General features: G+C 53.8%; 18 protein-coding genes and 1 pseudogene. 8 read left to right on the forward strand and 11 right to left on the reverse strand.

Annotation, left to right across the window (positions count from 1 at the left end):
* The first annotated feature begins 43 nt into the window (after nt 1-43).
* On the forward strand, nt 44-1,090 hold the full coding sequence (locus tag P353_RS28275) for a winged helix-turn-helix domain-containing protein (RefSeq protein WP_113707727.1): 1,047 nt from the start codon (nt 44-46) through the stop codon (nt 1,088-1,090).
* Between the two features lie 250 nt (nt 1,091-1,340).
* On the opposite strand, the gene P353_RS16160 is transcribed toward P353_RS28275, so the two are convergent.
* From P353_RS16160 to P353_RS16190, 7 genes and pseudogenes are all read right to left on the reverse strand, one after another.
* Nucleotides 1,341-2,372: an AraC family transcriptional regulator gene (locus tag P353_RS16160; protein ID WP_034371528.1), complete on the reverse strand. Its 1,032-nt coding sequence runs from the start codon at nt 2,370-2,372 to the stop codon at nt 1,341-1,343.
* Nucleotides 2,372-3,211, reverse strand: coding sequence for an SDR family NAD(P)-dependent oxidoreductase (locus tag P353_RS16165; protein ID WP_232776571.1), 840 nt, complete (start codon nt 3,209-3,211; stop codon nt 2,372-2,374). Before P353_RS16165 ends, P353_RS16160 begins: the two co-directional genes overlap by 1 nt.
* A 376-nt stretch (nt 3,212-3,587) precedes the next feature.
* The gene (locus tag P353_RS16170) at nt 3,588-5,837 is read right to left on the reverse strand and encodes an AAA family ATPase (RefSeq protein WP_034371600.1); all 2,250 of its coding nucleotides are present in this window, start codon (nt 5,835-5,837) and stop codon (nt 3,588-3,590) included.
* A gap of 432 nt (nt 5,838-6,269) precedes the next feature.
* Nucleotides 6,270-7,817, reverse strand: a complete 1,548-nt coding sequence (locus P353_RS16175; RefSeq protein WP_034371534.1) for a hypothetical protein — start codon at nt 7,815-7,817, stop codon at nt 6,270-6,272.
* A gap of 525 nt (nt 7,818-8,342) precedes the next feature.
* Nucleotides 8,343-10,139, reverse strand: a complete 1,797-nt coding sequence (locus P353_RS16180) for a caspase family protein (protein ID WP_034371537.1) — start codon at nt 10,137-10,139, stop codon at nt 8,343-8,345.
* Nucleotides 10,140-10,906: 767 nt separating this feature from the next.
* Entirely contained in the window at nt 10,907-11,104 is a 198-nt protein-coding gene (locus P353_RS30345; RefSeq protein WP_420093390.1) for an abortive infection family protein, read from the reverse strand.
* A gap of 27 nt (nt 11,105-11,131) precedes the next feature.
* A pseudogene (locus P353_RS16190) lies at nt 11,132-12,270 on the reverse strand (IS30 family transposase).
* Nucleotides 12,271-12,658: 388 nt separating this feature from the next.
* On the opposite strand from P353_RS16190, the gene P353_RS29270 reads away from it, so the two are divergent.
* From P353_RS29270 to P353_RS28300, 5 genes are all read left to right on the forward strand, one after another.
* Nucleotides 12,659-12,943: a hypothetical protein gene (locus tag P353_RS29270; RefSeq protein WP_157839611.1), complete on the forward strand. Its 285-nt coding sequence runs from the start codon at nt 12,659-12,661 to the stop codon at nt 12,941-12,943.
* Between the two features lie 113 nt (nt 12,944-13,056).
* Nucleotides 13,057-14,022: a hypothetical protein gene (locus P353_RS16195; RefSeq protein ID WP_034371541.1), complete on the forward strand. Its 966-nt coding sequence runs from the start codon at nt 13,057-13,059 to the stop codon at nt 14,020-14,022.
* A 202-nt stretch (nt 14,023-14,224) separates the two neighbouring features.
* On the forward strand, nt 14,225-15,076 hold the full coding sequence (locus P353_RS29275) for a hypothetical protein (RefSeq protein WP_157839612.1): 852 nt from the start codon (nt 14,225-14,227) through the stop codon (nt 15,074-15,076).
* A 120-nt stretch (nt 15,077-15,196) separates the two neighbouring features.
* Nucleotides 15,197-15,466 (forward strand): hypothetical protein, encoded by a 270-nt coding sequence (locus tag P353_RS28295; RefSeq protein ID WP_198529086.1) that lies wholly within the window; start codon nt 15,197-15,199, stop codon nt 15,464-15,466.
* Nucleotides 15,467-15,993: 527 nt separating this feature from the next.
* Nucleotides 15,994-16,524 (forward strand): hypothetical protein, encoded by a 531-nt coding sequence (locus P353_RS28300; protein ID WP_232776572.1) that lies wholly within the window; start codon nt 15,994-15,996, stop codon nt 16,522-16,524.
* A gap of 13 nt (nt 16,525-16,537) precedes the next feature.
* On the opposite strand, the gene P353_RS16205 is transcribed toward P353_RS28300, so the two are convergent.
* Nucleotides 16,538-16,864 carry a hypothetical protein gene (locus P353_RS16205; RefSeq protein WP_034371547.1) on the reverse strand — a complete coding sequence of 109 codons (327 nt, stop codon included), beginning with the start codon at nt 16,862-16,864 and terminating at the stop codon, nt 16,538-16,540.
* A 34-nt stretch (nt 16,865-16,898) separates the two neighbouring features.
* On the reverse strand, nt 16,899-17,351 hold the full coding sequence (locus P353_RS29280; protein WP_157839613.1) for a hypothetical protein: 453 nt from the start codon (nt 17,349-17,351) through the stop codon (nt 16,899-16,901).
* A gap of 277 nt (nt 17,352-17,628) precedes the next feature.
* On the opposite strand from P353_RS29280, the gene P353_RS16210 reads away from it, so the two are divergent.
* Nucleotides 17,629-17,895: a helix-turn-helix domain-containing protein gene (locus P353_RS16210; protein ID WP_232776573.1), complete on the forward strand. Its 267-nt coding sequence runs from the start codon at nt 17,629-17,631 to the stop codon at nt 17,893-17,895.
* Between the two features lie 540 nt (nt 17,896-18,435).
* On the opposite strand, the gene P353_RS28850 is transcribed toward P353_RS16210, so the two are convergent.
* Nucleotides 18,436-18,624, reverse strand: coding sequence for a hypothetical protein (locus P353_RS28850; protein WP_232776574.1), 189 nt, complete (start codon nt 18,622-18,624; stop codon nt 18,436-18,438).
* Nucleotides 18,625-18,892: 268 nt separating this feature from the next.
* On the opposite strand from P353_RS28850, the gene P353_RS16215 reads away from it, so the two are divergent.
* Nucleotides 18,893-19,786, forward strand: a complete 894-nt coding sequence (locus P353_RS16215) for a CoA transferase (protein ID WP_034371553.1) — start codon at nt 18,893-18,895, stop codon at nt 19,784-19,786.
* Nucleotides 19,787-19,974: 188 nt separating this feature from the next.
* On the opposite strand, the gene P353_RS16220 is transcribed toward P353_RS16215, so the two are convergent.
* Nucleotides 19,975-20,997 carry an aldo/keto reductase gene (locus tag P353_RS16220; RefSeq protein WP_034371556.1) on the reverse strand — a complete coding sequence of 341 codons (1,023 nt, stop codon included), beginning with the start codon at nt 20,995-20,997 and terminating at the stop codon, nt 19,975-19,977.
* Nucleotides 20,998-21,258 lie beyond the last annotated feature (261 nt).

Consider the following 21,258-nt stretch of genomic DNA (forward strand, 5'->3'; position numbering starts at 1 on the left):
GGGCTGGGCGCGCAAGAAATTCAGTAAGGGTCTTGCTGGTACCTTGGCTGCGATTGAGCATCTGGGCTACGTGCAGATAGACACGCTGTCCGTTGTGGAGCGTGCACATCACCATGTTCTCTGGAATCGGGTGCCGGACTATGCTCTGCAGTACCTCAATCAGTTGTCTAGTGCTGGAAAAATATTCGAATACTGGTTTCACGCAGCGGCTTACTTGCCTATGCGCGACTACCGGTTTGCGTTGCCACGCATGCTCTCCTTTCGTCGTGGTGAGAGCCCCTACTTCAGGAGCGTCGATAAAGCTCTTATGGCGGAAATCCTTGCCCGTGTGCGAGGAGAAGGAATACTGAAAACACGCGATCTGAAGGAAAGCACCAAAGGCAAAGGTGTGTGGTGGGACCATGGCCCGGGTCGGAGAGCACTCGACAAGTTGTTCATGCAGGGCGACTTGATGATTCGCGAGCGCAACGGCATGGAGAAGCTTTATGTGCTGCCGGAGCAGTTGCTCTCTCCAGACGTTAATCAGCAAGAACCTACTGTCGATGAAATGGCGGCCTATCTGCTGGACAACACCATGCGTGCGCATGGTGTCTTTACCTTCGGCCAGCTTCTTCATTTGCGTACCGGAAGGCCTTTGCGCAATGCGATGCGAGAGCTGTTGCGAGCGCGTCTTGAGCAAGGTGCTGTGCATAGATTGAATGACCCCGCTCATCCAGATACCTACGCTGTTGTTGCCAAGCCCCGAGCAGAACGCCTTTCAAATAAAGGCGCTGAAGTACGCCTGTTGTCGCCCTTTGACAACGCGGTGATTCACCGGGAGCGTTTGGCGCAGATGTTTCACTTTGAGTACCGACTTGAAAGCTATATGCCTGAGGCCCAGCGCAAGTACGGCTATTTCTGTTTGCCCATTCTGTGGCAAGGCGAATTTGTGGGGCGCATTGACTGCAAGGCAGACCGCATTGCTGCGTGCTTTCATGTGCACAACCAGTTTTTAGAACAGGGCTGGGTGCCTGACACGGCTTTTCACCAGGGGATGCAGAATGCCGTTGGCGAACTAGCACGATTTTGCGGCTGCACTGAAGTGCGATAGACAATTTTGTATTTCAAGCCTTGCTGCTGAAAAGCTATCCCACTGCGAGCATCCTGCCTGGCCGCGCCAGTGACTACATTACTGAAGCAGTCCACCCCGGATGGGTGCCTGTGGTCACCCTTGTCGATGGGCTTGTGTACTTCGACCGGGGCCCGGCTGCCTTTGTGCGCTCCCCTGCTCCCTTTTGATCGCCGGGCATATCGGCACAGCCTCAAGGTCCTAAAGTCGCGGCGTGCAAAGCGGACTATGCTCAGCGAGGAATGGCGACTCTCGCAACCGAGGCCACCGAATGCTGCGAGCTACGGTATTCGCCCGGAGTGATTCCCGTCCAGCCCTTGAAGGCGCGCAGAAACGAATTGGTGTCGCGGAAGCCGATTAGAAAGGCTATCTCCCCCGGCGTAATGGCTGAGCGAGTCAAGTAGTAGCTGGCCAGCTCCTGTCGTGTGTCGTTGAGCACGTCCTGATAGCTGACCAACTCATCGGCCAGACGTCGCTGCAACGACCGCTTGCTCAGCGCCAAGCGACTCGAGATCTCCTCGACGGAACTCTGCCCACAGGGCAGCATATCGAGCAGTGCGCTGCGCACGCGCTCGCGCATGCTGGCCTCTGCATCTAACTTGGACAAGCGGGCCTGAAGCTCGGGCTCGAAGAACTGCCACATGGCCACGTTCTCGGTCAGGAAAGGCCTCGCAGCGTCTTCTGTAGAAAAGCGGATGCGATTACGACGGCCCTCGCGCAAGCCACAGCCAAGAAACGCTTCGCATGCCTGCGGCGAATTTGGCAAAGCTACCAATTCCACCTCGATCGGACGGACCGCATGTCGCGTGGCCAAACGCGCCAGCTTGGTGAAGAAAACCATCTCCATGGCCCCCAGGCTGCGCGGCAGCGGGCGATCATAGCCATAGCACTCAAAGCTCAGTTCGGTGTATTCCTGACCAACAAACACCTCAAGCGCCATGGGACCACATAGCCGCTTGTATGCGGCAAGCCGGATGAATGCAATATTGAGATTCGGACTGCACAAGCACGCAAAAATTGATGGATCGAAGGCCTCGACCGAAATCGCGCTACCCAACCGCACCGGTAACTGCGTCTCACCCACCATTTGTTCCAGACCGTGAAAGAGACGAAAGTACTCGCTCGGTGACAACGCAGCGTCCCTGCGGCTGAACAGATCGGCTGGAAGCTCGGCCAGCGCCAGCAAGTCGCCAGGCGCCACGCCCATGTCAGAGAGAATCAGCCGCCAGCCAGCATGTACAGTGAAGCGCGTAGCTTGCTTCATCAAGCGCCCTTCTCCATGGCTTGGCGTGACAACTTCAACACCGCCCTGCGCGGCATCAAAGGCAAAATCCAGTCAAGCATGACACGCAGCTTGCCTTCATTGAAGACCACCAAATCTCCGCGCTCCATCGCTTCATAGCCGCAAAGCGCCGCGGACGCAGCAGACTTGGCGTTCTTCCACACGGCAACGCCCTGCAGATCTCCGGCCGCAACAAAGCCGGTCGCAACGGCTCCAGAGCACAAAGCGGTGGCTGTCACGCCATACTCGCCAACCTCCTCGGCAACGGCCTGAGTAAACGATGTCACGTAGGCCTTGGTCGCGTAGTAAACCGCCTGCAGCGGCCCAGGCATGAAGGATGCAGTCGACGAGACATTCAGGATACGCCCGCGTCGGCGGGCCACCATGCCCCTCAGATAATGATGGGTCAGATTGGTCAGCGTCACCATATTCACCTGCATCATGGCTTGCTCAGCGCCGAGGCTACGTTCGACAAACTTGCCATGGCCGCCGAAACCTGCATTGTTGATCAGCACGTCAATGGACAGTCCCAGGGCCTCGGTAGCCGCAAAGATACGATCAGACGCTGCCGGATCGGCGAGATCCTCGGCCAACACATGCACGGTTACGCCATGCTGTACCTGCAACTCCTGTCGCAGGGATTCGAGCTTGTCGAGCGAGCGGGCCACGACGACGAGATCCCCGCCTTTTTGTGCATGGATACGAGCCAGCTCCAGCCCTATGCCTCCAGAGGCACCTGTAATCAAAGCGGTTGCGAATCTCATGGCTTCTCCTTGTTTCTGCTGGATTGATGGAATAAGGAGATAGTAGGTACCTGGCATTCGCGCTGCACTAGCACAGCGTGCCATGAATAATTCCGATCGCGCCAATTTTCGAGCAGGAATTGCCTATGTTGTCTCTGCGGGACTCGTATTGAGTTGATGCAGGCGCTGATGCACACAGCCTAGAGAGAGTACTAACGGCAATAACTGCATAACCGGCTGATTTGCGCCTGTCGCCGGATGGCAGACTTGATGTGACAGCGTGACAAACCCGAGGTACCCATCAGCGGTCTTCATGTTGGCCTGCAGTCGATCCAAAGCGGAAGCTCAACAGGCTAAGGTGAATAGCCGCCTCACCAGCGACGGCTGCCGTTAGATCTCGCTTGGCGAGAAACCGGCGTACACCAATTCTCTGCCATTGCATCCCAGGGGACCACTATAGAACAGCCGTCCTAAGCGCGGCCAGATGCTCGGGATCCGAGGACTCCAGGTGCTCCATGAGATCGTCGATGGCCGCTTCGATGTCGCACATAAGATCGTTGTTCTCCGACATCCGCTCGATGTTGTTGGCATGACTGAAATAGTGCAGCGTCTTCAAGATGCGTTTGGCTTTTTCGCCGCCAAACACGCGCTCAGCCCGGGTGTCGACAGGGGACATGCGTCGATCTGGATACTTCGAGTACGTGTAGAGCTCGACGAACCTGCGCACAGCGTTGGGCAGCAGCATGAGCACCTTCAGATCGGTCTTGTCGGCCGACTTGTGGAAGTCATCGAGCACATGAAAGAGGAAGTGATACTCCGAATCGTATCGGTGCATCGATTCAGGCATGTTCGACAGGGCGGACGTCTTTGGACCCACACGTTTTACCAAGTACAGAGCTGCGTTCTTTCCCTCCGGTTTGAGCTCGCGCAGGAGCGAGAAGAACTCAAAGTTGTGGGTCGAGAAGAAGATTTGCTTGCACCGCGTAGTCCACGGCGCGTTGGCAGCAGGCTGGTGGAAAAACGTCTCCTTGATGATCGCTGCAACTTGAAAGATGTGGTTGCTATCAAGGCTCGATATCGGATCGTCGATGTAGACAATGGCCTTGTCGAACTCTTTGATTTCCCGAAGCTTGGTTAGGAAGAACGAGAAGGCGATGGCAGTCTTCTCTCCTTCGCTAAGATGTCGCGCCGGCTTGCCGTCACGTCGAACGAGCTGAAAACGTTCACCTTCCGCAGTGGGGACCACCGCAATCTGAACGCTCTCGCCACCGAGCAGGTTTTCAATGCGCTTGTTAATCTCCTCCCGGCCAAGCTGGGCTTGGCTGATGACGGCTTTCAGTCGATCAATTTCGGTTCTTAGCTCCGTCGCGCAGCTCTCATAGCGAAGACGACGACGCTCGCGCCGAGCTTGATCCTCCTGGAGCTTATCCAGATCCTGCGCCACCATGAATTCATGGGCGAAGTGCTGCTTCAATCTGCTGATTGCCGCTTCCTTTTCTGCGGGGAAGTTGTCCTTAACCTCGTTGTGTCTCTCGAAGACGGCATTCAGCGCGGAGAGTGCCGCGTCAACGGCTTTCACGGCCTTGCCATTGGATGCTTTGTAGTCAATGACCACAAACGGTGCGGCCAACTTCGAATCCAGAGCGGTGCGAAGCGCTTCGAGTTCAGCGTTGTAGACGCCGATGGTCTGCTGAACGTCCGCATTGGCCTTGACGAACTGCTCCCTAAACAGCGCGTTGATCTCTACCTCCTTGCGCTCGGCAACCGTCAGTTTCGCGGCGGTCACATCCTTAGCTAACTGCTCTACGGATCGCTTGTGGTCATCTAGATCCTTGGAAAAGTGCTCACTGAGCGCCTTGAGGCGTTCGGCCGTCAAGTCACCTCCGCAGAATTCGCAAGCAGTTTTCCCTTGATGCAGGTGGAGGCCCGTCTGCACCCATGTTTCCACCGGTGGGTTGTTAACGAGGTGAGCGATCGTGTTTGCTAAGTCGGGCTTCTTGGTGAGCAGCGTCGAAGCCCGCTCCGACAGACTCGCCAAAGACATCTTCACGGTCACAGTAGGGATGAGCGGAAGGCTTTCCTTGGGGGACGCATGGGCCAACTTGATGTCGGCATCGAAGGCATCAGTCCCCAAGGTATAGTCCTTTAACCCGAGGCCGATGATCCGAAGCTCGGCATCGAGTTGAGTCGAGCCGAAAGCCGCTACCAGGCCGATCGTCTTCTTGATCGTCGCAGAGGTAGCTGTCTTGGCTGCGCTCAATGCTTTTGTCGCCGCTGCAGCCTCCTTGGATTGCTCAGCGGTGCGATCGGTGGCTCGCTTGTGCATCGCCTCGCAGCGCTCGATCTCCTTCTGTGCCGCCTCCGATTCCGACCCGAGCAGCAGGATAGGCTTGAAATGACTTCCCGCAAAATTCAGGTTGTCCGCAATAAAGTCGGAGTTGAAGACACGAACGACATGCGATGTCGATTTGAAGTTTGCCTCTGTAACATTCCCAATGTCGGTTGAGATCGTGAACGTACACTGCGGAAGCTCCGGGTTAAGAGACTTCGACTCCAACATTGCCACGAGCCGTGAAAGTGTTGTCTTACCAGAGTAATTCCATCCGTAGATCAGGTTCTTGACTCCAAATTCGGCGGTGCCTGCAGGCGATGTGTAATCGGTGAATACGCCCAACCCCTTGATGCGCTGAAAGCTTTTCAGCATGATGTCCCCCTGAATCTTTAATGGATACGCAGACCGCAATAGTCTGAATTGGCAATCATGAACTGACGATTACCAATCGTCTGTACCTGTCATTTTCGTTTGTGGCTTCCAGACTACCTAAGCCTTCACTGGTGAGCAGTTGTCGCTATCGGAGGTCCCTGCCGCTGGTCACGGGCACCTTCCCGGCATCTCCTCCGGTTGTTCTAGGCCATACCGCCTCAGCTTTCTGAGAATCACCTGCGAGCGCCTCTTGAGTGAGGCAATCACTTATACGCTTACGCCTCACAGCGACCTAACAATCCCGAGTTCCGCTTTCTGCCCATAACGGCCAGTGACCAGGGCGCCGAACTGGGGTTCATGCCCTTCAAAACTTGATATTCACGATTGCTCGCAGGTGTTCACTCAGAACGGATTTACACACCGCCGGGTGTGTCAAGGAGTAGCGGTTTGCGCCAGCAACGTTCGTGCTCGCGACACAAATTCGTCCATTAGGCTGAAAGGCACGATGCGAGGGTTGTCGCTCACTACCGGAAATCGCGTAACCACCATGTGTTGGACGTTGTCGATTGAGAGCCTGGCTTGAAGCAGATGCTCTCGTCGGCGCTCCTTGTCGAGGGCCTTCTCATAGGCCTTGACTAACGCACGGTTGTAGCGAGCAAACCGCCGGGCGTCGGAATCGACAGTGGCCAGGTCCACAAAGTTGTTTTTGCACTGAACGTTCCAGACGACTCCTTCCATAACGGTGACCACATCAAACTCACGTCGGTTGATTCGCTTGATGTCCTGGACCACGAACCCTTGCTCGCTCAGTCTGTCCTTGACCACGGTTTCGAAGATGAAGCCCGTGCGAATCTGGTACCTCTTGCGACTGTCCAATGTGCGAGCACGCCAGTTGTAAATGAAGCGACTCAGCAAGGTGACAGTCGAGCGCAGCATACCTTCCACCTGCACGAACGGCGCATAGCTGGACAGCCCCTCCATGTAGCTCAAAACAGGTTGCACGAGCGCCGCACGTAGCGCTTCAGGGGCCTTTGCCGCGTCCAACATCGACGCGAACACGTCAGGTGCGACTTCCACCCAGAAGTCGCGTACGACGCACTGCCGTGACAGCCTGCGGACAAGCCCCGCAGCGATTGCGAAGTCGCTACCGGCGAGGTCGAACTCCGCATAAGCGGCCTCGATCGTCACGATGTCGTTGCGCAACTCTGCGGCAGAGAACAGCCGGTCTGGCCGTAAAGGCTCCCGCATGGCATAGAAATGCTTATAACCTGCGTCCTGCCAGTGAATTTCGACGATCCGGGATCGCTCAGGCTCCAGGAATCCAGCGTCCAGCATCGGTATTTCCACGCCGCTTTTGACGGGCAACCCGAGACTTTCACGCGCCAGCCTCGCCATCAGTCCGCCATGCGCGCTCATCATCGAGACTCCCGCAAACTCCACGATAGGCAGCATTACGGTCAAGGCCTCAAAGGGTTCTATGCGGACGTTGCCGCGGCAAGCTGTTGGCAGCACATGCAGCAACGCGACAAAGTGGCGGCGACGCGACTGCAGATAGCCAATCAAAGTGGAGAGGTTATGCATTGCACCGCCCACCTCACCCATGCCCTGGGAAATAAACGAAGTCGCCATAGAACTGGCCTGCAGCATCAGTTGCCGAAACCGGTTGGCGAAGGGTGCAGAGAACCGATCGGTGAGGCGGGCGTGCAACTCCCTCAACGGAGCGAGGTCATGAACAAGACCAGCAACGGGCATCCTAAACAGGCGCGAGCTGAAGTCATCGTCGTTCCAATGCACTGTCTGCAGATTGATGCATTCTTCGATCGTGCGCAGGTTGTCCAACCACGCAAGCGTGGACGATGTTGGTTCAAAGCGCGACAGCCAGTCGAAGACCTGCTTCTCCTGCAAGGCGATTCTGTCCAGAAGCGCTTGCTCTGGCGAGGCCGAACTGAGCACAACGTGCGCGCTGAGGCTTTCAGTCAACGGATTCCTCCGATCTAACGATTTAAGGTCGTATCAGCTCGTCTGGTGCAAGTTTGCGTAGAGTCATATTTACGGTGAAGCCTCGAGACGCCGGACGGCGGATTTGAGCGACAGCTACGAGGCGACGAGACCATGATGGCACAGCTCCGTTCAGGACCGATTGCTAGCTGACGCCAACGACCGCTACAACAAGTTCAGGACTATCCTTCTCATCCGCGAAGCCTGCCGTCGGCGACAGACCGCTCGCGCTGCACAGTAGCCATCAATCGCGACATGACGAGCTGCAACGATGAGGTACGAAATACGTCCCAGCAGCAATGAAGGAACAGTAAAAAGGCTACCAATCGGTAGCCTTTTTCGTACAAGCGATGGATAGATTAAGACTCTTTCGATCAGGTGAGCGGCCGTATGTGCATGGAAATCCGCAATCGCGACTTTAGCTTTAATCTCGACTCAGTGACTCATCTGTCAACAAGCAAAGCCTGCTTGCGGTCACTTCCCTGGGTGCCTATATCCAATGATCGTTTAGTGCTGGGGCATTAACCCCTCGTAACGAACCATAACTCCATCACTCAGTAAAATGACCAAGGCATTGGAATCCAAGTCGGCGCACATCCACCGAAGGGTCTTACCGTGTCCTCCGCCGACGTCAATCGTTCGAAAATGCTTTTGATCACGGACGTCTATCAGAAAAACATACCCCTCCTCTGAGGCAATTGCCAAGACACGGGTATCTTTCATCAGTGAACAGCACAACAGTTGCTGATGACCCACTAGGGCGTCAACGCTTTCAAGGAAATCGGGGGCATTCGAATACCGCGATGCAAATGCTGCTCGGTCACGAAAGTAAAGTTCTACTTGCGCTCGTGTAAACTGATTTCGTAGGCTAGCGTAACCGTGAGCTAAGTTTAGGGTAAGGTCATTCAACGAAAACGTGCGAACAAGTGCCAAGGTCGACCTATCGAAGAACTTAACGTAGCCGCCTGAATAAACGACTACGAAGAATTTTCCTCCGTCGACAATTTCGATATCTTGAATTACGCCGCTACTTTCTATCTGAGCAAATTTTGAAGCCAACTTGGTGCTCGATGAACTCAGGCCTGTGAGCTCGCACACTGTGCCGCGTGAGCCACATAGCACAGCGGAATCGTCATCGAAGAACTTAGCGTTGTAAAAATCTATTTTTGGATTTTCGTATTTCGCTTGCTGCGACCACTCCCGCCCCACTAGGCCAATAACTTCATAGCCTGCCATTCCTACAATAATAATATTACGGCCACTGGGAGATATCGAAATCGCAAAGACATCTTTAAAAGCGATACGGTGGACTTCTTTGAACTGAATTTTCCCTCCGAAGTTTGAATCTCCATGCATCAAAACGCCCGACTCAAGAAGGACATATAGTTCACTGCCCAGTGAGCCTATAGCCTGAATATTTTCCTTGAACTTAACCACCGATCTACGCTCTTGTCTTTCGGCGAATATAATTTCATGCTCGATGCTGTAGGCAACGCGTGATGCGTTTAGCGAATGAAGTCGCGTAACAAGCTGATGACTCCCTGAGCGATAAACCTCGAAGGGAATGGGTATCAGGGTTGGCAGATCCGAGAATGAAAGAGAATGCGTTAGCGATGAAAGATACCAAGGCCGCTGACCCATCTGAGACTGTCGGATTACCTGCTGTGCCACGCCCGCTAAGAGTTCGTCGAGCGAATGGTCATGAGATAGGATCCCGGATGCAAGGGCCTCACAGTAGCGGCTGTTACCATTGACACCATCACCAGCCGGAGCTCCCGCACTGGTTGCGAATGCAAAGACGACATCATCTGCATTCACCACTGAGGAATACTGATCTTTGATAGCCTCGGCAAGCTCGTGAAATCGAGTTATCTCGCTAGCAGGAGATTCACGTGTAGCGTCTAATCTACAGGCATCGAGAATAATCAACTTGGGGCCGATCTTTTCCGATATTGCGTCTACTAGACGAAGTGACGACATTCCGAGCTGCGGAATCCTAAGCAATTCAACTGGCCCTGGAAAATCTATAGGCAGTAGAAAACCGAGTCCACCTGTCTCAAATCCGTGCCCTGCAAAGTAGATGACGGTAAACGCTCGCGTAGCCGGATCGCCTTTCGCCTTAAGACGCTCGAGAGCAGCCTCGATGTCGTCGTATGTGGCATCGACAATGAGTTCCGAGTCGAATCCTCGAGCAGTAAGGCTCTGATGAACAAGATTAGCATCAGAAACAGCGTTTGGAAGTTCGTCTATACCGTTGTCCTTATACGATGAAATGCCAATGCAAAGTGCGATGCGATTATTCAATGATGGCTCCCTAAGATTACACAGCACGTAGTAAAAATTTAGTGTGGACCGGAGAATCCGACTCGTTCAAACCGAACGTCGGCTCTAAATATTCATGCCGGTCGCTCAATTACAGCCAGGCGCAGCCTGGTGGTGGAATTAATGAGCGGTTGCTCAACATTTGACGTGAGGACTGGCCGAAGCCGATAAGCCTTGGGTATCTCCGCTAATGCAAAGGGTAGACGCTTTTTGCCAGGTCTTTGGATCGACTTTAAACGCCTCGGACTCTAGCCGACGCAACTCCTGAAAGCTGTTGCTCTGACTTTGAATTTCTAACCATGCACGTTTGAAGGACGGAAGTGCCAGATTTGCTTGGATGCCCGAACACCAGTACCTCCATACAACTTCGCCAATACGGCCGCGTTGCCTGAGTGATACCTGTTCATTGGATAGGTCTACGTATCGGTAGAACTCGTCAAAAGAGCGTTGGTACTGGTCTTCCGGGAGCGGCTGCCCAAGCAAGGCCCTCGTGGGGATTCGACTTGCCAGCTCCCGATACTCCTTCGCTAGACCATCTTCGAACTGCAACTGCGCAATGTCTTTTGAGACTCGTAACTGGCCAAAAGCGAAAACTACGCCTACGGCGGCTACTGTCGATGCGGCAGCGGAGACCCAATCAGGAGAGATGTTCATCGGCGAAGATATCTTGCGGTTACTAGTTAACGTGTCTAAGGTCTGGCATAAAAGGTCAACCTGCCTTACCGGTGCGAGTCCTCTCAATGGAAGGGTTAAGGCCCTTTCTTTCGAGCATGTGCATGGAGGAGCCATTCAGCGATGGTGCCCATGAACTGAACTGCAGCACGGGCCTCAGTGTCTGTGATATTCGTGAGCCACGGGCGGCCGTGGCCAGTTCCGAGCTTGTTTCGCATCGCGTTAACGCCACAAGCCAGTGTGAACATGGATCGTTCGGTCCTGCGCTGTGGCACCTCTCCAGGCTGGACAGGGTTGTGGATTCAACCGATGGATGCAACACATTCGTTAAACATCTCAGCCGGGGTTCTGTACCCCAAGGTCTTCCTGGGCCGCTCGTTTAATTTTCTCGCAATCGCATCCAATTCATCTTGCGAGTAGCCAGAGATGTCGATGCCCTTGGGCAGGTACTGTCTGAGTAGCCCATTGGTGTTCTCGTTCGTTCCGCGCTGCCATGGGTTTTGTGGATCGCAGAAGTAGACCTGGATGTCGGTGGCCACAGTGAATCGTTTGTGCCCCGCCATTTCCAACGATAGAGCTCTTGTGGCAAGGTCTGCGCATGCCTGGCCAGCGCCGCAGCGACGGTATACGAGTCCTTGTCCACTAGCTTGACCAACATTACGTAGCGGGTGTGCCGCTCTACTAGCGTTGCCACCTGGCTGTAGGCATCGCCAAACAACAGGTCGCCCTCCCAATGGCCCGGCACTGCTCGATCCTCTATGCAGGCTGGGCGCTCGCTAATGGGCACTGCATCGACGATCCGGCCATGGATCGGCGTCTTCTGGGTGTAATGGCGTGAGCGGCGCATTCCTCTGGTGCGCCGCAGATGCTCCAGAAGCTCTTTCTTCAAGGCCCCACGGGTTTGGACGAAGAGCGTGCGATAGATGGCCTCGTGAGACACCTGCATATCCTTTGCACCCGGGTAAGTTCGTTTGAGCCACCCTGCTATTTGCTCGGGTGACCATAGACTTTGTAATTTACCCGCCACGATCTGTGCCAGCGCAGGATTGCAGGCCAACTTGCACGCCTTTGGGCGACGTGCCCGCCCCCAGGCAGCCTCGTCTGCCTTTGTAGCTCGGTAGCAAGTCTTGCCGCCATTGCGTAGGAGTTCACGGCTGATGGTGGACGCAGCTCGTTGCAAGCGGCTGGCAACGCAGCGGATGGATTCACCTGCGGCCAACGCCCTGGAGATTTCTTCTCGCTCAGAAATGGTCAATGCCCAGCGAGACCGACTCCTCGCTGGTGGCCGGATGCCACCCGTCGCACTCAAGATGGTGTGAATGGACGAGTGTGGTCGGTCAAACAGCTTGCCGATCTCGTGCAGGGTATCGCCAGCTTTCCAGCGATCCCACATCAGGGCCTTCTGAGCTTCGGTGTAGTAAATCCGCGGTCTTTGCTTCATGCCAACATTCCATCCGCCAGAGGCAATCATTGTGGTGCATTGACCAGTTGAATCCACAAGCCTTTGCGGTCGCTAGCAAGAACGCTAGCCAGCGTCTGCTCTCGGTGAAAGAGGTCACTCGACACTGGGCGATCTGGACAAGGTTTGGCCGCAAGTTTGCATGCCGGTTAGCGATCGCTGGCGAGGCCTGCGATCGGCCAGAAGGAGATCTCTAGGAACTGGATTTCAAACCCAAGCGCTAATGACAGTTACGTGATGTTCCAACTACAAAAGCACTGGCTTAAAAATGAATCTCAATGTATCATGTAATTCATTTTGCTACAAAATTGGTTAACTAACTGTCGTTTTAGGTGACATCCTTGACTAAGTGTGATAGAGAGCCCTGCATTTGGCAGCGACACTTTCATCAGCTGTAGAGAATCCCTCGAAAAATGAAAAGAAAGAGCTTTATGGACTAGCGGTTGCTGCAGTAATTTGTGTAGCGATCTACACGCAGCTAACAGTCTTCGTGGTCCCGCCGATTGGCATAATGCCCGAGGGCAAGACGATCATCATTCCACGCCAGAGCAATATGCAATTTGTCGACAGTCCAGACGGGATGTGCGAACGGATGAAGGCGGCGTCAGTCTTCTTTGCCGAGGCATCGCTATCGCTTCTGCGGGAAAGGACGTAACGATCCTGGCTCGCCTGCCCTACAGTTCAACGCTGTACAGCATTTCCACTGGTGGCAAGAGCTACGACCGTTAGGTTCCGCTCTTTAATACTCAATGCCAGCTCTACCTTCTGATGCTTATTTCGACCCAACGCAGTGCCGCGTTAAAGCTCCCATTTTCCCTGGCAACTGTTGCGGCCTTGCTGGCTGGTTGCAGTGAAAGTCAGCCAAGCAAAGAAGCGGAGCCTAGAGAGACGGCGGAGCATCTACAACAACAAATCCGCGACCTCACTGCAGAACGAGACCATCTCAAAATGCAGGTGCAGGATTTGTCACGCCCCTCAACGGTCATCCTCGCGGATGTGACGAGCGCGCTCTCCAGCAACAATCCAGAGAAGGCAAACAAAGCGCTGGCGGAACTAGAAAATCGATTTCCAAAATCGAAAGAAACGACAGACGGTAAGAAACAAGTTGCAGATTATCGTGATGCTCTTGTAAAGGCTGCCGCCGAAGAACAACGGATCGCCGCACTGGGGTTCAAAGCACTACCAGTCGGCCTGACCGTCAAAGGTCCTGCCGTAACTGCGAAGTACAGTGACTTAAGCTTCAATGCACGTTTCGTGATGGATCGCTACGACAACAGCTACCACTATCGTGATGCTGACCGCGACACAAAGTACGCAATCATCGGTATGACCGTGACGGCAGGAAAGGGTGTGAACAACCCAGAGATGCCTGGTGCTGCACTTTACTGGGCTGATGGCGCAACGTTGAGGAAGCTTGGAGAGTTCTCCATCGAATTCACGCGATGGGAGAGTTATGCAACCTATTTAGGTAATTATTCGGACAGCCGTAATGACTTTGCCAAAGTGCAGACCATACCCTTCACACTAGGCGTGCAGATTAACGACGAAATGCTTAGAAAAAGGCCGCTTTACGTTGTGGTCACAAAGGATGGCTGCATTGGCCGTGGCTATGCACGTTTCAGAAACCCTCCTGACTTTTACAGTGGCTCGTGCTCAGCGTTGAAGTCGACGCTGACAACGAAAGACTTTACTGATCCAGCTAGCGGCTTGAATATTGTTCTGCGGAGAGATTGAAGAAGTCAATTTCACTCGCTCGAGATCTGAATATTTCGTCTTACGTCAAGATCGCTTTTCTGGTTTCAAGTGCGCTTTCAGAAATATTCCAGTAATGCATAAAAAGAGCTTCAATTCGAGATCCAACCCTCCGCGGCTTCGCCACTCCAGACGGGTCGCTGTTTAAGCTCAGCGTTAGAAAACCATAGAAAATCCGGGAAAAATGAACCTGCTAGACATTATAAAATCAAAGCAAGTAGACATATATATATCATTATTTTTCACCATACTTGGCCTAGTTTTGGGAGTGTTAGTTGATTATTTAAGGAGTGCAAAGCCATCTTTAGTAAATCAGCAAGGTAATATTTTTAATCTTACCTTAAATAATATCGCCAACCCTCCAGGAAGCACACCAAATCAACGTCAAGATGATCAAGGCCTATTTGCCATGATTGCTGCATTGACCATCGTATGCGGAATTGTTTATCTATTTTTCAGAAGCGATATATTAAATATTCTTTCATTCATAACTATTTTCACCATATCGCTATGGGCGGGTGGAACGTTGCACAGTTTATACAAAGGCTACTTTTCTGGTAGCGCATGGTTCGTATCACTAGTTTTCTCGTCATCTTTCTGCATACTTGCTTTATTTCTCGTAGGTAAAGCATTATCACCGGATTATGCTCCAAAGTACTTCCAATATAGCCAAGATATAATCAACAAATATGGAGTTACAGGATTAAAAACCTATTTCAACGCACAAGATTTTCGTTGGTTCATGTTTCACTTGCTTGGTGTATTTTTCCTATTTCAAGCAAAAATTAGAATGGCACTCTCCTCCACGTATTTTCTAACAGCTGGAAAACTTTCGCTGGCCGAAAGCCAAAGAGAACCATGGATAGTCAAAAGAACACGAAAGTATGCAAGCTTAAGTACAAACATAATTTACGTATCCCTTCTATCAGTTGCTGCATACTATTTAATATCCGGGAATTTTTTCATGTGGTTTGAGTATAAATTCCCTGGGCAATTCAAAATCTTTATCAATACTGTTCTGCACGGACGAGGTTAGGGTTTCTACAACTGCTTCAAATCGCTCGCGTCACTTGCTGAGACGGGGTAATGCCCACCCCTTAATCAAACAAAAAGGCGAGATGATCTAGGTATGATTCATCTACGCGCAGGCGCATCAATGATTGACCTTGTGGATATAAACGGTGTCCTAGGCCTCCATGGAGGTGGGCCCGCTGACCCTAGCAACAAAAACGTAGATCACTTCTGCTTACGCATCTCCCCCTTCAATGAGACTGAAATTCTTAATTTTCTCGCATCTATGGGAATAGATGCAGATAAAGCAGAAGTTCGCTATGGCGCCGAGGGAGATGGTCCATCTATTTATTTTTTTGATCCAGATGGAAATCAGGTAGAGCTTAAAGGTCCACCGAATGCCATGACAGATTGATTTCTTCACCCGACAGAGAATAGTCCAGGTTAGCTCTTGGGCAAAGAAGACAATTCTTTGGCGCACAACGACAACGCAGTGCTGTCCTATTCGCCTCCAGTAGTCGCATAGACACGGAAGGGGGGGGAATGACGCAGCGCAGTGGTACAGCACTCCAGTATTGAGCCCTCACCGAATGCGTAACCTGCATATACACATAGCGCAACGAGGAGGATCTCTTGCTCAAAGAATAACAACGACTGAACAAAACTGGTTGTGTGCCACAATGAAAAATTGAACAGGTTCTTGTTCCTCAGGCGAAACGAGATCCCTTCATCCACGATGTGTCGAACAGTCACCCAATTGCAGATCCCCGCGTCAAGGCGTAACACGCCTTTGCTCAATCCAATCGCAGAGCCTTTTGGTGCCTCCGTTTAGCTGTTCGACATCAGTTTTCCGATTAAACTTTCTAACTGTTTGCTGCAGACATTTCTATGAAAGCGGGTGACTAATCAAGAATTCGCATTAGAATTGCACAGGGAATATCTATGACTCAAATAGATTCAGCTGTTCCGATAGGCATGCAAATGGACAAGTATCTGAAGAAATTAATAGATCGCCTCTACAAGCCAACGACTGGGAATCGTCAAGCAATCGCGATGTCACGCAGGTATGCCGAGCAGTTGCCTCTATTGCCGAGTGTTGCCATTATTTCCATTACAGCACCGGATCGCGGACAGGCAAAAATAGCCCCGTTCCCCTTAACATTAAGAATTAGTTTTGCAGATGTTGACTTTCAAAATTCAGAGCTGTCGAGCCGTGCCAAATGCAAACTTGATTTAGCATTCAATCAAGAACATGCTTGGCAGATCTTTGCATTTATTGAATCACTTCCCGCAGAAATTTCTAGTGTTGTCGTGCATTGCGAGGGAGGTTACTCTCGCTCTACCGCTGTTGTACAGGCGCTACATGATCTCTATCAGTTTGACGTGGATGCAGAAACACTCAAACAAGCAAACCCCTCTATCGTATCGCTTTTAAGGAAAGAAGGCTTGCGACCCAAGCAAACGAGGTGGTGAATCTCTAGATAAATTATGCTTCGATAAAATGGGCCTTTAACTTCTTCATAATCCAATCGTTTTCGTCCGCAGTTAACCCCCAAGGTTTTTTGGATAATGAGTGTGCAACTGCATTGAGAAGCGCCTCCCAAGAATAGGATGGTTGCTTCTTCTTTTCGCAATAAGTGATCAGTTGATCTACTAGATCAGCGCAAACGTCATAACGCTGATAAATCTCATCTTCATCAGGCTGGTCTAAATAGTAACGACCATCAATTTCGACAACACTTAATTTCGGCTGTGTGCCGGATAGTGCGCTAAAGCCATGCTGCCTCGGGAAATCTGAAGGTGCTTTGTTCATGCGCTAGATCCTTTGCCAAGGAAAAACACTCAATTCATTGGGCATAATAAACCGGACCAAGCTCACGCCGACCTAAAAGAAGTTTTTCGAAATTTTCAATAAGCGTTGTGTAGCCTGCGTGATTTGGAACTCCTAGATGGCGAGACACTATTTCAGCTTCCACATAGGACTGAAACAACCTGAGCCCCTCGTCTATATGCCACTCCTCTATTAACTCCGGAGAGGCAGGACGGAAACTTGCCAAAGATGGATGCTTCCATAAGAGGGAGAAAACCAACGCTACAGGAGCAAGTGCATGTCGCCCCAGGTTACCGCTCACAAGTGAGTCGCTATCGAATCCATGCAAGTTTGGAAGGCTTTGAGCAAGCGACTCGAGTTCACCTAATGTGAAATTTACAAGAGGCTGTAGCAACCAATCTTTCGCCTGCATTTTGCGCAGAGCTTCTGAGTAAGTTAGACCGGCCGAAGACTCTGCTGTCGTTGACATTGCTGTATTTTTCTATGAACTCAAAGGTAGTGGATGGTTGATGTGAAGAAGTGCCTGTGGCGAACCTACTTCAACCTGTTTAAGGCTCAAGTGATCTGCTTTCGTTGAATCTCTCCCGCATGTCCGGTCCTGTCGTTGCACTTGGACCCCCGAATCAGGTGCAACCCACGGCGGGAGAACATTGATGAGACCTCACAACAGCCACTGACCAGATTGTGCCATATATGTAGGTTTCATATATGCAGTGCACTCATGAGAAGTCGACGTTTAAGAAGTGTTGCAACAACATGTCGGCATGTATGTCCCGAAGCTCCCTAAACAGAAAACGAAGGTCTCAACCAAGGAGCTACTCGCGAAGAATCTTGTGCGCCTACGGGCAGAACGGGAGATGTCACAAGAGGATCTCAGCTACCTTGCAGGCTTGAACAGAACGGTTGTCGGCCACATTGAACGCAAACAGCGCAACGTCACCCTTGAAACGTTGGAAGCGCTCGCAGCAGGCCTCGATGTGTCAGTTCGCGACCTGTTTGATGAACCCAGCTAGGCCGGCAGTAACAATCGGCTATTTCCGGCTCTTGTGGCCGAAGTGTCAGCATGCGCTGTTAGCCACATTGTGATCTACCAAGTTGTCGGCTTTGCGCACGCCTTCCCTGTGAAGGTTACCCACATCGCTCAGATCCTCGAATGACATGCACCTGCAACCTTTTGGCGTCAGTGCACGTCTACTGCATGTGTCAATGGCGGCAGTGCGCTGGCCCATGTCACTTTCTCCGCCAACCGATACTGACCACCTGAGCTGTTCCTGTACAGCTGACCGAAGTCTGCAGGAATCGGCCAACTTCGCTACTCCATTTACCGCTTGCTTCGGCAAACCGCTGAAGCTTCTTCGCCTTGCCAATAGTTTGGGAGCCACGAACCTTTACGACTAGTTGCAGCAAGGCCCGATGTAGCCCTATTCGGGTGTGGGCTGGCTCATATACCGAGCCTAAAGAGCGTATGCTCAACATCTATGTATTAACGCCGCACCGAATCAAAAAAATTGACTTAAAAAAACTCCATTGAAATCAGCGCCTTAGAGATCAAGTCAATTGACAAGGAAACTGATGATGTGGCCCAGGAACATCACCGGCATGCGCGGCGAAGGCTTGAGCTGCTGCAGCAGTTGCTCGGGCAACAGGGAAGAAGAAGTGGAGTTCATGGAAAAAGCCTTCCAGCCCCCGCCGGCGGCCAGCACGGAGGCTGCGCCCAGGGACAAAAGCGTACGTCTACGCATCTCGGTCAATCGAATGCGCCCCCAGGGGCGCTTTTATACAGATGGGGCTAGCTTGCCACAGCGCAACAGCGCCTGAAAGCATCGCCTGCGCAACAGACTGTCCTGAAAGTGCCAGCGCCAAGGCCCGGCTTGCACTACAACCGCAGTTGCACAAGCAGTTGAACAAGCACGACTGACGCCAATCAGGCTCAGGCAAGGGCTTCGCTTCAAGAAAGCCATCTTGATGCACCCTGGCTTGCGCAAGTCCATACAAGGAATGCTCCCACTCATGCCCAGCACCGCCATACAGCCCCTGCAAGGAATCCGCATACTCAGCCTGGCTCTGAACCTGCCCGGCCCCGCCGCCCTGTGGCGCTGCGCCGGCATGGGAGCCGATTGCCGCAAGCTCGAGCCCCTGGCCACCGGCGCAGGCCGCAGCGCCGACCCCATGGGCCTCTACTGCCCCGATGCCTACGCGCAGATGCATGACAAGGTTCAAACCCTGCAGGCCGATCTCAAGACCGCCCATGGCCAGGCCAGCCTGCATGAACAACTGACGCAAACCGATGTGCTGCTGACCTCGTTCCGGCCCTCGGCCCTGAGCAAACTGGGCCTGGGCTGGGAAGCCCTGCAACAGCGCTACCCGCGGCTGTCACTGGTGCGCGTGGTCGGCAGTGCGGGAGAGCTGGCCGATGTCCCCGGCCATGACCTCACCTATCAGGCCGAAGCGGGCCTCGTGCACAGCACCGCCCTGCCCCCCAGCCTGTTTGCCGATATGGCCGGGGCGCTGATGGCCAGCGAAGCCGTGCTCCAGGCTGTGCTGGTGAGCAGCCGCAGCGGGCGCGGCATACTGCGCGAGGTCGGCCTGGCCCAGGCCGCGCAATGGCTGGCCCTGCCCTGGCACTGGGGCCTGACCCAGCCCGCCGGCGATGTCGGCGGCGCCCATGCGGGCTACCGCATCTACCCTTGCGCCGACGGCATCGTGGCCGTGGCCGCGCTGGAGCCACACTTTGCCCAGCGCCTGTGCGAAGCGGCGGACCTGCCCTTCAGCCACCCAACCGATATGCGCAAGCCCGAGATCCATCAGGGCGTGGCCCGGTTTCTGGCCGCGCGCAGCTGCGCTGAGCTGATGCAGCTGGCGCAGGACAGGGATATTCCTCTGCACGCCCTGCCCCAAACCTGAAGCAAACCAGAACCTGTTTACGCTCCCCCTCCGCGCTAGGGCCTTCGCGGGATGGGATGCTAGGGGGCGGCCCTCCGCGCGCGATACCGCAGCAATAGTGATGCTATTGCGAGGATTCGCGCGGCCGGCGAGGCAACGCCGCAGACCGCCCCTGACCGGGCGTCCCTGACCGGGCGTCCGCAAAGGCACTAGCCTGGGCGCTTTTCAAACGCGTATTTCTCGGTATCGACCTCGCCCTGGCCTTGCAGCGCATAGCGGTCGCCGGCAATGGCTTCGGGCTTGAAGATGTCATCGAGCTCGGCCAGCAGCTCGGCGTCTAGGTGGACGCGGCCACCGCGAATGTCTTCGTGCAGATGCTCCACGCTGGTGGTGCCGGGCAAGGCAATCACATGATCGCCCTGGTGCAGCACCCAGGCGATGGCCAGCTCGGCCAGCGTGCAGCCGGCTTTTTCCGCCACGGCCTGCATGGGCGCCAGCAGGCGCAGATTCTGCGCATAGGCCTCGCCGGCAAAGCGCGGCATGGTGGCGCGGATATCGCCCTTGACCAGGTTGTCCACCTGCTGCAGCTTGCCGCTGAAGAAGGCGCGGCCCATGGGGCTGAAGGCCACATAGGCAATGCCCAGCTCCTTGCAGGCGGCGAGCGTACCCAGTTCTGCATTGCGCGACCACAGCGAATATTCGCTTTGCAGCGCGGCAATCGGGTGCTCCTTGTGCGCGCGGCGCAGCGCATCGGCCCCCACTTCCGACAGGCCCAGAGCGCGAACCTTGCCCTCTTCCTTCAGGCGCGCCATCTCGCCCACCGACTCCTCGATGGGCACGCTCTTATCCCAGCGATGCAGATAGTAGAGATCGATCACATCGGTGCCCAGGCGCTTGAGACTGTCTTCGCAGTTCTGGCGCAGGGTTTTGGGACGACCGTCGATGACGCGGCGCATCACGCCGTCTTCGCCGCGCACGCCGGCCATGCCGCATTTGCTGGCCAGGGTGATGTGGTTGCGGTGCGGCTTGAGCACAGGGCCGATCAGCGATTCGCTGGCGCCAAAGCCATAGAGAGCAGCGGTGTCGAACAGCGTCACTCCCGCATCCAGCGCCGCATGCAGCACGGCGTGCGACTGCTCGGTAGAGACGGGGTTGCCGTAGGCATGGCAGAAGTTCATGCAGCCCAGCGCGACATTGGCGACGCTGAATGGGCCGATTTTGCGGTTTTCCATTAACTTTCCTTATGCATCCAAAGGCCTTCAACCGAACCAAGCGCGGGCGCAGGCCGCTATACAAGCTGGAGCAATATTATTCCAGCAGCCGCATTCCGGTTCGTCGATGGCCGATGCCAAGCCAAAATAATGTCCGCATCAAAATCTGTGCTCGTCAGCTGCCTGCCCGCCACGGTCTCACTGCAGCACCAGGCACCAGGCGCAGGCACAGGCGCAGAGGCAGGGCCGCACGCGCCATAGGTGCGCCATAGGTGCACCATA

The organism is Comamonas testosteroni (assembly GCF_000761245.1).
Classification (GTDB): Bacteria; Pseudomonadota; Gammaproteobacteria; order Burkholderiales; family Burkholderiaceae_C; genus Comamonas; species Comamonas testosteroni_C.